Here is an 11,367-nt window from a genome sequence, read left to right on the forward strand (position 1 = left end):
ATGTTGAGACCGCAACCCTAAGCTGCCTATTCGATTTACAATAACGCGACCGCCACTCCCACAACGACAAACAACGCGACAAAAAAGGTATCCGCGCCGCCCCACCTGAGGCGGTGATACCGGCTGCGCGGCGCGTCGATCAGAAAGCCGCGCGACTCCATCGAATATATGAGATCCTGTGCCCGCCGGAACGCGCTGGCGATGACCGGCACGAGAAGAGAAATCAGCATCTGAGCTTTCTCTTTGAGCGGAAGCTCCTTGAGATCGGCACCGCGCGATGCCTGGGCTTTAAGGATAATCTGCGATTCCTCCAGAATCGTCGGAATAAACCGCAGCGCAATGCCGATCATCAGCGTGATCCGGTCCGGCGACAGCCCCAGCTTCTTGAACGGGGAGAGGAGCCCCTCCAGCCCCTGATTGAGCTTGCCCGGCGTCGTCGTGAACGTCAGAATCGCCGTAAAGGTAATCAGGAAGAACATCCGGATAACGGAGAATGCCGCCAGCCGGAAGCCGCCCGCATGCAGCGAAAAAGACCCGAGCGTGAAATAGGCACTGCCGGATTTCACGGAGATCAGCTGCACAATAAAAATAAAGAACATCAAATAACGAAGCGGCTTGGCCGCCTTCCAGAAATATTTGAGCGGAATTTTGGTCGATAGCATCACCAGCACCGAAAATGCGGCAAGCAGCGCCATCGCCGGCCACGAATGCGACAGCAGGATGACCGCTACGTATAATAACATCCCCGTGAGCTTGGCCCGGGCGTCCAGCTTGTGGACCCAGGAGCCGGTTTCGATGCTGCGTCCGAGCAGCAGCCGTTCATTCATGGCCATCCTCCTTTCCTGTCCCGGAGGATGGCAGCAGCGCGGCGATGCGTGCCGCCAGGCTCTCGGCCGTCAGGCACGGCGGCTCGCCGTGCAGGCCGAAGCGCGCCGCGGCCGCGCGCCAGTAGCGCAGCGACTGCGGCACCTCGAGGCCGCAGCGCTCCAGCTCTTCCGGCGCCTGCACCAGCTCCTCGCGGCTGCCCTGGAAAGCCAGCCGGCCCTCCTGCAGCAGCAGCCACTGGTCGGCGTAAGGCAGCAGTTCGTCCATCCGGTGCGTCACGATAACGACCGTCTTGCCCTGCTCCCGGCAAAGCCGGTTCAGCAAATCGATCAGCTCGGCCCGGCTGACCGGATCGAGCGTGGCTGTCGGTTCGTCCAGCACGAGAATCTCGGGGTCCATCGCCAGCACCGAAGCGATGGCCGCCTTGCGCATCTGCCCGCCGCTAAGCTGGAACGGGTTCCGCTCCAGCAGGCCCAGCGGAAGCCCCATGTCTTCCATCGCCTGGCGGGCCCGCGCTTTGGCTTCCTCCGGCGGCATACCAAAATTCAGCGGACCGAAGATCAGGTCCTTCTCTACGGTATCCTCGAACATTTGCTGTTCAGGAAATTGAAATACCAGCCCGACCCGGCGGCGCAGCGGGAGCAGTCGCGGCGACTTCTCCCCGGCCCGTATCGTCACGTCCAGCACCTGAACCGTGCCCTCGGTCGGCTTCAGGAGGCCGTTGAACATCTGCAGCAGCGTCGATTTGCCGGAGCCGGTTGCACCGGCGATGCCGGTCAACGAGCCCTGCGGGATATTCAGTTCAATGCCATGCAGCGCCGTCTGCCGCCACACGCTCCGCGCTGCATAAGTATAGCTTACTTGCTGTAGTTGGATAGCCATAACGACTCTATAAGCTCCTTTTCACTGGCGGGTACCTCCACCGGAATTCCGCGGCCCTGCAGTTCCTGCGCCAGCTGCCAGGCGTACGGTGCCCGTAAATGGCACTTATCCAGCAGTTCGGAGTCCCGGAACAGCTCCTGCGGCGTAAGATCCGCTGCCAGCCCCCCGCCGTGCAGGGCCAGCACACGATCCGAGGCGAGAATCTCGTCGGCATCATGCGTAATCATCAGAATCGTGTAGCGGCCTTCCGCATGCATTTCCCGCAGCACCCCGAGCAGGTCGTCGCGGCTGCCTTCGTCCAACATCGAAGAGGCCTCGTCAAAGATGACGATGCCTGGTTGCATAGCCAGGATGGAAGCGATCGCAACGCGCTGCTTCTGCCCCCCTGACAGCTCGCCGGGATGCTTGGACAGCAGGTGGCCGATCTCTAGCTTGGCCGTATAGGCTTCGAGCCGGTTTTTCATTTCCTCGTAAGACAAACATAGGCCTTCCAGGCCGAATACGATATCTTCTTCCACGGTCGCGCCGATGAACTGGTTGTCGGGATTCTGGAATACCATGCCGATGCAGCGGCGGATCGCTCCGATGTTCGCTTCCTCCAGCCGGTGGCCGCAGACCGTGATCTCCCCCGCGCTCTTCGGCAGCAGGGCGTTCAGCAGCTTGACCAGCGTCGATTTGCCGCAGCCGTTGGGTCCAACGATGCTGACCCACTCGCCTTCCGCGACCGATACCGTAATATCATGCAAAATGGGATGCTCGGGATCATAGCCGAAAGATACGCCTTCCAGCGAGATAACGGGAGAATGCTCCATGTTCTCTGTGTCTTTATCCATTCGTTCCATGTACAGTCATCCTTCCGCGGCTAGTGGCCCGGTCTGTTCAAAAACTCTTCAAATAATGCCAGCTTCGACAACGAGGCGATGAGGTAGCGTACGGCAAAACCGACGATAATTCCGGTAACGACGCCGGTGATCAGCAGCACCGGGAAATAATAGAAGGTGCTCATAGAGTCCAGGACGATCGATGCGGCCAGCAGCTGCCCGGTGTTGTGAGCCAGCCCCCCCGCGATACTGATGCCGATAACGCTGAGCCGCTTGCCGCTGAAGCGGACCAGCAGGAACATTACGATAAAGCTCAGCATGGAGCCGAAAAGACTGAACAGTAAGCTAGAAAACGTGCCGAGCACGAATGCGGTCAGCAGCGTCTTCAGCAGCACCAGCACAAACGCATCGCGTCCGCGCAGGAAATAAATACAGGTCAAAATCATAATGTTGGCAAAGCCAAGCTTCGCGCCGGGCATCAGCCCCATTCCGGCCAGCGGAATTTGCGCTTCTACTATACTAAGAACGACGGCCACTGCGGCAAAAATTGCAACAATGACCGTCCGTTTCAGAATCGTTGCCGATTCGCTACTGGACATAGGCATCTACGTCATCCTCTCCTGACCCGCCGGCGATCTCCACAAGCACCCGGTGCGGCAAACACACAATGGACTGCTTAGGGCGGGTAATAAAGCCGAAATCCAGACACACTTTATCGGGACAATCGGCGTCGTACATTTCAATTCCGTAATCATGCACCTTCAAAATATTGTATCCGCGCTCGGTGCGGACATCGATGGTTTGTTCTTCCTTCGTTAGCTTCACCGTCTTATAAAGCTTCCCGTCAACGGTTATATTGGCCACGAGATCTTTACCGGGGCCGCCTTTGCCTTCGTTTGAAAACCATCTTGGCACGAGAAATGCGAGCGCGGCGATGAGTACGATGGAAACCAGCAGCACATCAGCGCGTTTCATAAAAATCTCCCTTATTTTTTAATTAAATTCCAGACCTAATAATTATAACGATCTCCTTACAATCCTTCAATGAATGTCGTCGTTTATTGTCAGTTTTGACGCCCAGTTCACAAAATAGGCAGATAAAAAGCGCTATGCGTTTCCTTATATTTTACAGTATCCGCTTTAATTAGTAACGCTTTCGCCCTGCTCATGCCCAGGACATAAACAACCCCACAAAGTGGGGCTTGGCATGAAGTCTGTTCAAGTGGAGCGGCGATCACCCCGTCCGCCCGGAGGTTCCGGCCGATGCGTCTTTAGGATTTCTCCCAAAGTAGCTCAGCAACAGCCCCGCCAGCTCCGGATCCCACTGCGTGCCTCTGCCCGCCTCCAAGATTAGCAGCGCCCGTTCATGATCCATCCCCTTTCGGTAGGGCCGGTCGGACGTCATGGCATCGTAAGCGTCGGCCACCGCGATAATCCGCCCATGCAGCGGGATATCCAACCCTTTGAGACCATCGGGGTAACCCTTGCCGTCGTAACGTTCATGATGCGAGCGCACCCCGCTTAAATAAGGCTCCATTTTCTCCACTGACTCGATCTGCCGCAGAATCTTCTCGCCGAGCACAGGGTGGCTTTTGATCTGGTTGAACTCTTCATCCGTCAAGGCGCCTTCCTTGAACAGCACGCTGTCCGGAACGCCGATTTTCCCGATGTCATGCAGCAGCGCCGATTTGCGCAAATCGTCAAGCCTCTGCCCGGCAAGGCCCGCCAGTTGCCCGATAATGACCGAGTATTCCGCTACCCTCAGGGAATGGCCGGCGGTATAGGAGTCGCGCGCATCCAGCGCCACGGCCAGCGTCGTGAAGTAGCTGTCCAGCATCTGCCTGCTCTGCTGTTCCCGGGCCTGCAAGCTGCGGACCATCATATTAAAACCGGCCACGAGCTTGGAGAACTCATCCGAATACTGGTCCTGCAGCAGCGCCAGCTCCCCTTCGCGCACTTTGTTCATTGCTCCGTACAGCTCGCGAATCGGCTTTTGCACGCTGCCAGTCAGGAGCCAGGCCGTAATCGAGGAAAAAATGACCCCGATGATCAGCATCAGCCCTGCCCAGGCCCAGTAGCTCTCCACGCCTTGGGAACTGTCCACAAAGTTGTCCAGGCGGATCTGGGTCGCAATAATGAACAGAACAAGCGGAAAGGTGCCAATCAGCATGCAGCTGATCAGGAACTTCGGGCGGATCGGCACGAACACGTGACCCTCCAGCGAAAAATCCACATTATAAAGCTCCATGGCCCGTACCCTCAGCTGATTGACCAGCGGGATAATCGCCGCGGAATTCAAATAAAATTCGATCAGCGCATGCATGCACGCCACTAGCACCGAACCAAGCAGCGCAAACAACACATAATAATAAGGAATGTTCAAGTAACCGGAGTGAATCATCCATAAGGAGATCAGCAGCGCGGGAATGTCGAAACCGAGCAAATGCGGACCCATGATCCGCAGCACGGCATGTTTGGGCAGACGGTGCGTATATTCATAGGCATTTTCCAACTCTCCCAGCGTAGGACCAAACTGCCCCAGTGCGAGGCGTATCGGCCGGAGCTGTTTCATAAATGCCTTTAACTCCACTGCGGCCATAATCAGAAAAGAGATCAGCAGCACGGCAAGCAGCCGTATATATTCCGTTTTGCCGATCTCCAGTGACGCGAACAATATCAAACTTCCGACGGCAAGCACCGCTATAACCGAGCCGAGCAAATAGTTTCGAATCTGTGTCTTTATAAAAACGCTGTATATACTCATCGGTTCCCCCATTCTTGCCTGCTCCTGCTGCCCACGCTCTATTTGCATTTTTTCTCATTTCCTGATATAATATTTGAATATTGATTTTTCTGTATATATATCCCCATCAAGAAGATGTTGGGCCGATCGTTGATTTCCCTTTTATATCGGCAATTTGTTCACAAAATCTTACGTTTTCTTGCATGACTTTTCCTTATTATGAGAATAAATTCGCACATAGATTTCCGACTCACACTGGAGCGGCCGCGGAGCCGCAAGGGCAAAAGAGAGGCAGGGCTTTTGTCGTTTTGGAAGATTTACTCTCGCCATACGGCTGCTGGGAATAACAAGGAATGTTGAATCACCCGTTCGACCGCGAACGCGGCAGGGGATGAATATACTGAAAGAACATGGTGCCGGACGGCACCATATGTGGATAAAATGTAGCGCCCGATAACCGCTCTTGCGGATATCGGGCGCGTCTACGTTTCAGGGACTTTTCGCGCCGGCTATCGACGACGCTTGTTTGTTTTCGCCCTTTTTCCCAGCAATAAGCCGCATGCCGCGATTGCTGCCCCGGCAATATAATACGGTGCCGGACTGGATTCTCCCGTCTGCGGGAGCGTCGTAACCGTATCTACGGCCCCGAGCGGGATATCGTCATCCAGAACAACTTCATCCTCCGGCGCCGGGCCGGCAGCCGGCGTAACCGCAGGCGTCGGAACGGCGGAAGCAACCGGCGAGGCCGATGGACTTACCGTAGGTACCGGTCCCAGCGGCACAGGATCGTCGACGATGCCGATGATTGTAATCGGTGTTGCCGTCGGCGTTGGCGTCGGCGTCGGTGTTGCCGTTGGTGTCGGTGTTGCCGTTGGTGTTGCCGTTGGCGTCGGTGTTGGTGTTTCCGTTGCCGTTGGTGTTGCTGTCGGCGTCGGTGTTGCTGTCGGCGTCGGTGTTGCCGTTGCCGTTGGTGTTACCGTTGGCGTCGACGTCGGTGTTTCCGTTGCCGTTGGTGTTGCTGTCGGCGTCGGTGTTGCTGTCGGCGTCGGTGTTGCCGTTGCCGTTGGTGTTGCCGTTGGCGTCGACGTCGGTGTTTCCGTTGCCGTTGGTGTTGCTGTCGGCGTCGGTGTTGCCGTCAGCGTCGGCGTTGCTGTCGGCGTCGGTGTTGGGGTTTCCGTTGGCGTCGGCGTTGCTGTCGGCGTCGGTGTTGGTGTTTCCGTTGGCGTCGGCGTTGCCGTCGGTTCGGCTGTAGCCGTTGGCGACGGCTTCACCGGAGGCTGGCAGCCCTTGAACGGGTAATGATGCATCTCCACACTGCCGCTGAAGCTTTTGGCAATCAGAGTTCCGTGAAGCTCGGCCCAGTTATAGGTAACATGCGCGCGGGGAGCAAGAATGGAGCCCGCTGTCGTTACACTGGTCACTTCAATGGAATCTGCTTGATAGAAATTAAATAATACCTGCTGCGGATTGCTGTTCCACATTTGAAAATTATGATAGCTCACACTACTTCCGCTTACATTAATAATAACGGTAGCATCATTTGCTACATTGAACCGCATGCCGTTACCGCTTGCTTTCGCCAGATCGGCTGCCGACATCTCGATCACATTAAATTCATCGGGCGCGTTAATGACGGCTGTCCCGCCATCCCATGCAAGCGGCTGTGTAGCTTCCAGTTGAGCCAGTTCATCGGACTGCCCGAGCAGAAACTGTTCCTGTTCCGAAAAATCGATCGGTGCATCCTTTACCGCACCTTCCTGCACATCCGCACCGGAAGCCGAAAAGGAGCCGCCGTATACCGCTCTGCCGTTAATCGTTCCGTTCGTAAACGAAATATCTTTGCCGCTGATCAGCACATCTCCGCCTTTATCCTCCATCGAAACGGAATAATTCTGCAAAGTGATGTTTCCGGCAGCAGCCAGCCTCCCATGGATCTGTTCGTTCGTTTGCGAAAAGTCGCTAAAGACAAATGCATTGAAATTCCCCGCCACACCGAGAACCGGCGTTTGGGTATAAGGTATATTCGCCGTTGCGTTTATGCTCCAGCCCCAGGATAGGATGCTGGCCGCGGCTACTACTCCCGCAAAAACCAAAGCTGCAGTCTTCCGCATACCTTTTTTCATCAAAGGCACCTCCATAAAATACAAATCTATGAAAGCCCAAACAACAAAAAGACCGCCAAGAAGGATGAGCTTCACGGCGGCCGGACGACCATAGCCCTTGCGGGCGTTAGATTCCTGGCTTTGCGTCCCGTTTTTTCAAACGGTTTGCGATTATACATGAACGTAGATAATTGACTATTATCCCCTATGTATGTCTATGACATTTGTTACTTTGGAACTAGTTTCAGTGTAGACCCTGGACCTAGTGATTGTCAATTGGTCCCAAAGGTTTTTTTGGAAATTTTGTCGAAGCTGAAAAAGCTTGCTGCAACTGCGTTTACGGTCCATTCATCGCCGTATCGAGCGTAAACGCTCCTATTTGTTTGATAACTCCATTTAACTTTTAGATGTTAAAATTTAGTATATTAGCCCTATAAAAACTGCTGACTCCAAGTCGCATGCTGCGCATTAAAGCAACTGCATCCAACCCAGCATCGAAACCCATAATGGAATACTGAAAAGCAGGCCAAAAACGAGACCGCGCCGCAAGCTTCCTTCATGATTCATAAGCCATTCTCCTTTATGGAAATCATATTTTAAACTTTCTTATTTCAATTTTTAATATATAGATTTCCCAATATCTCTATTGTGAAAAACATCACATTTTATCGGGTATTTCGACAAATTATTGATTATTTTGTGAAGCACGGGTTAGAATACGAATATACGTTCCCTGAAAGAGGTGTAATTTCCAGATGCACCGGACGGAAAGCCATGATCACCTGCTTGTCAAAGCCTATGTCCTACTGCCGCTCGTTTCATCCGCATTCGCAGAGGATGCGGCGATTCTCGCCCGCGAACTGCGCACGCCCACGCCTTATACCGATGTACTCCACCATGCCGCCGCTTCCGCCGCCGCGGATTTGCGGGAAGTGCGCGCCGATATGCGCAAACGCGGCGTCAACGTCTATGAACAGCGGCGGACCGACGTCGGTGTCGAAGCATTGTTCCAGTGCCGCGGATACCATGAGCGCATGTTGATGCTGGACAATCGGATTGAAAAAGAAACCATTGGCCTGATGCGCAAATATCTTCAGCTGGGCATTCCCCTGTAAAGGCTGACGGTCCTGAATTCTGCTGTGTCTGCAATAAAAAAAGCCCGCCTTCGCGGGCGGACATGAAGCACAGCTATGGATCGGCTGCAGAGAAAACCGTTACATCAGCGCACCCCAGCAGCCTAGCGTACCCAGCAGGACAACCAGTGCGACGGAATAAAGAAGTTTTCGGCTGAGTCGATCTTTAAACGTCACAAGCAAACACAGCATTCCGAGCCATGCAATCAACAAACTGCCCATGCTTAGCGCATTCGCCCCTTCCCCGTAAACCCTATATATGAAGATTACCCGCGGCATGCCCGGTTCATTCCTGCAAACGGGCCTTACAGGAAAAATAATCTTCTCCAAAAAAAGTACCCCGCCGGAGTCCGGCGGGGCCAAGATATATATTAACTGGGGGTTATGTATATAATGTATCCCCTGAAGCTTAAGTGAATCTGAAATGCGGCTAAAAGTTAGCTGAAATTTATTCCAAATCGCAACGTATCTATGAAGGCACCACTAAATACGGGTATGGAGGTTATCCGATTGAGAAAGCTCGGGATAGCGATCGCCGGAATTGGAATTGTGCTGTGGGTCGCCGGTATCAGACTGCAATTAAGCCACTTTACATTAACGGATAAACAAATCATTCTCGCTGGTCAAATCATCTTTGCGCTGGGGCTGACAGTAATGGTTCTTCCGCGGGATTCCCGGAAAAAGAAATAACCTCAGCCTGCTCCCCAATAGCTAAACCATTGCCACCGACCTGGTTTCGCATCACTTCTCCGAAACAGCGCTTGTTCCCTTCTGATACAGCCGGCTTGCATACTCAAGAATCAAGTCGCCCATGGCAAGTTTGTCTCTCCACCGCTCGGGAATCCCCTCCCAGCCATAATATGCACCGGCAATTTGTCCGTACACCGCCCCCGTCGTATCGGCGTCATCGCCCAGATTGACGGCCAGCAGTGCGCCTTCTTCAAAATTGGAAGATGCGGCAAATGCCCAAAGCGCCGCCTCCAGCGATTCGGCCACATACCCCGTCCCCCGAATATCCGGCGGAGCAAGCCGCAGGTAAGAGCCGCTGTAAATATCCTGGATCCGGGGCGACAGCTTCCGGCCTCCGAGCCAAGCCTCAAAGGCCCCGGCCGCCAGAATGCGCTCCCGCGGCCAGCCGTGTAGGCCGGCCAGAAGAATTGCCGTCAGCAACCGGCAAGCATCCAGGCACTCCCGCGCCGCATGGGTCGTCCGGGAGCTGGCCTCCGCGTACGACAGCGCCTGTTCGGGCGCCGACGCATAGAACATCGGAACCGGCGCAAGCCGCATGATCGAGCCGTTTCCTGCCGACCGCGGATTTTCCGATCCGCTGTAGGGTTCGCCTGTCTCTAAATAAGCGGTAAGCGCCGTGCGCGTTGCATTCCCGATATCAAAGCACACGCCAGTGCTGCTTAGATGTCCCTCTTGGAACCATTTTACATACCGGTCCATCTGATCCCGCGGGTCAAACCCCTCCGATTTGATCAGGCTTTCCGCCAGGCATAGCGCCATCGATGTGTCATCGGTCCATTGCCCGGCTTTTAATCCAAACACGCCACCGCCGTTCATGTCCGTAAGCGGTGCAAACGTCCCCGGCGGACTGAACTCCACTGTCGTCCCCAGCGCATCGCCCGCCGCAAGCCCTGCCAGGCAGCCGGCAAACCGGTTATATTCCAGCATCAAGATACAGCCTCCCCGTCCCTTTTCCGATGAATTGAGCATTCACTAACGCTCACATTCTAGGGTATATTTTAGAATTATATTACATTTTGGTTCTATGCTGATTTTTGTGTGGGGAATCCTGGATACAGGGCAAGCGAAATCGCACGCGTCTATGCACCTGGTGTTTCTGGTTTTGGCGCAACCGAGAATCCTCAATACGAAATTGTTCGTGGCATTGAAGATACAAGCTTGAGTAGAGCCGCCTTAGCAAGAAGCTATTGGTTTAGCCAAGCCACTTTACGCTTTGACTGGAAAGCTGTTGGTGGTCAAACTACGGTTGGATCCTCATGCGAATTATGGCTCGCCTGTGTTAACGGTCATTTCGATGTAGACAGCAAACTGCCATACTAATAAAACAAAGAAAGGAGAACATTTATTTTTCTAAATCAATTGTAAATTTATGATTAGAAAAAAAAGTTTCCTTATTCCGTTAGTTATTATAATTCTCTTAATCTTTTCGACGACTTATTCACAAATAAAACTACATCAAAAACCCACCGAGTACACATTGGACATCAAAACCGATGACTTTACAATTAAAAATGTTCATCTGGTTAAATTTAATAATTATATATATTTATCCGACGGTTATCTCGAAATAATTGGCTCAAATAAAAGCTTTGAAGGAATGTCTCTCAATGGCGATATAGATGGTGATTCGTTTCTAAACATTAGTATGGCTGGCGATCCATTTAAAATAGAAAATCAGAAGCATATTCTTTTAGATAACGGCTATTTGTATAAGGTAAAGACGCATAAGAACTCTTCGCTTGGAATATATATTAAATATCAAGTTAATGGCGAGGAAAAAATAGTTGTTCAAAACTACCGATTAGAAGATATTATTAAACCATTAGTGAGAACAAGCGTTGAGGATTAATCACCTCTTGGCATTCCGGGTGGACAAATCCTCCAGTTTTTAACTCCAATAGCTAGAAAAAGAACGCCTTCTGAGGCGTTCTTTTTAATATATGAACTAACCTTCTTTCGCACTTCTTGGAAGCCTTGCATAGTCAACCCGCCTCTTGGGTTGATTTATTGTGAACAAAAAAAGCGCGGCTCCCGGATTCCGGAAGTCGCGCTTTGCGTTTGAAAAGGATGCTGGTGAAGGGAATTGAACCCCCGGCCTACGCATTACGAGT

11 protein-coding genes and 1 riboswitch are annotated in these 11,367 nt (G+C 53.0%); of the genes, 3 read left to right on the forward strand and 8 right to left on the reverse strand.

The window, feature by feature from the left end; translation table 11 throughout:
* Nucleotides 1-35: 35 nt before the first annotated feature.
* The 7 genes from BMW84_RS23050 to BMW84_RS25125 form a co-directional block, all read right to left on the reverse strand.
* Complete coding sequence (locus tag BMW84_RS23050) at nt 36-827, reverse strand: energy-coupling factor transporter transmembrane component T family protein (RefSeq protein ID WP_091072599.1); 792 nt, start codon at nt 825-827, stop codon at nt 36-38.
* Nucleotides 820-1,707: an energy-coupling factor transporter ATPase gene (locus BMW84_RS23055; protein WP_091072600.1), complete on the reverse strand. Its 888-nt coding sequence runs from the start codon at nt 1,705-1,707 to the stop codon at nt 820-822. The genes BMW84_RS23050 and BMW84_RS23055 overlap by 8 nt, the downstream gene beginning before the upstream one ends.
* Complete coding sequence (locus BMW84_RS23060) at nt 1,683-2,540, reverse strand: ATP-binding cassette domain-containing protein (RefSeq protein WP_254773122.1); 858 nt, start codon at nt 2,538-2,540, stop codon at nt 1,683-1,685. The genes BMW84_RS23055 and BMW84_RS23060 overlap by 25 nt, the downstream gene beginning before the upstream one ends.
* A 29-nt stretch (nt 2,541-2,569) precedes the next feature.
* Nucleotides 2,570-3,133: a Gx transporter family protein gene (locus tag BMW84_RS23065; RefSeq protein WP_091072603.1), complete on the reverse strand. Its 564-nt coding sequence runs from the start codon at nt 3,131-3,133 to the stop codon at nt 2,570-2,572.
* On the reverse strand, nt 3,117-3,503 hold the full coding sequence (locus BMW84_RS23070) for a NusG domain II-containing protein (protein WP_091072604.1): 387 nt from the start codon (nt 3,501-3,503) through the stop codon (nt 3,117-3,119). The genes BMW84_RS23065 and BMW84_RS23070 overlap by 17 nt, the downstream gene beginning before the upstream one ends.
* Before the next feature lie 259 nt (nt 3,504-3,762).
* Nucleotides 3,763-5,304, reverse strand: coding sequence for an HD domain-containing phosphohydrolase (locus BMW84_RS23075; RefSeq protein WP_368086737.1), 1,542 nt, complete (start codon nt 5,302-5,304; stop codon nt 3,763-3,765).
* A 476-nt stretch (nt 5,305-5,780) separates the two neighbouring features.
* Complete coding sequence (locus BMW84_RS25125; RefSeq protein WP_175499019.1) at nt 5,781-7,394, reverse strand: choice-of-anchor A family protein; 1,614 nt, start codon at nt 7,392-7,394, stop codon at nt 5,781-5,783.
* A gap of 72 nt (nt 7,395-7,466) precedes the next feature.
* A riboswitch (cyclic di-GMP riboswitch) is annotated at nt 7,467-7,553 on the reverse strand.
* A gap of 575 nt (nt 7,554-8,128) precedes the next feature.
* Between BMW84_RS25125 and BMW84_RS23095 the strand changes: the two genes are divergently transcribed.
* Together BMW84_RS23095 and BMW84_RS23105 are read left to right on the forward strand one after the other, a co-directional pair.
* Nucleotides 8,129-8,488 (forward strand): YhjD family protein, encoded by a 360-nt coding sequence (locus BMW84_RS23095; protein WP_091072607.1) that lies wholly within the window; start codon nt 8,129-8,131, stop codon nt 8,486-8,488.
* A 528-nt stretch (nt 8,489-9,016) separates the two neighbouring features.
* Nucleotides 9,017-9,196: a hypothetical protein gene (locus tag BMW84_RS23105; protein ID WP_091072611.1), complete on the forward strand. Its 180-nt coding sequence runs from the start codon at nt 9,017-9,019 to the stop codon at nt 9,194-9,196.
* A gap of 51 nt (nt 9,197-9,247) precedes the next feature.
* Here the strand turns inward: BMW84_RS23105 and BMW84_RS23110 are convergent, their stop codons facing one another.
* Nucleotides 9,248-10,183 carry an ADP-ribosylglycohydrolase family protein gene (locus BMW84_RS23110; RefSeq protein WP_091072612.1) on the reverse strand — a complete coding sequence of 312 codons (936 nt, stop codon included), beginning with the start codon at nt 10,181-10,183 and terminating at the stop codon, nt 9,248-9,250.
* 550 nt (nt 10,184-10,733) lie between these two features.
* Between BMW84_RS23110 and BMW84_RS23115 the strand changes: the two genes are divergently transcribed.
* Nucleotides 10,734-11,105 carry a hypothetical protein gene (locus tag BMW84_RS23115; RefSeq protein WP_139209680.1) on the forward strand — a complete coding sequence of 124 codons (372 nt, stop codon included), beginning with the start codon at nt 10,734-10,736 and terminating at the stop codon, nt 11,103-11,105.
* Nucleotides 11,106-11,367 lie beyond the last annotated feature (262 nt).

It is taken from the genome of Paenibacillus sp. NFR01 (assembly GCF_900111565.1).
In the GTDB taxonomy this organism is placed as follows: domain Bacteria; phylum Bacillota; class Bacilli; order Paenibacillales; family Paenibacillaceae; genus Paenibacillus_AQ.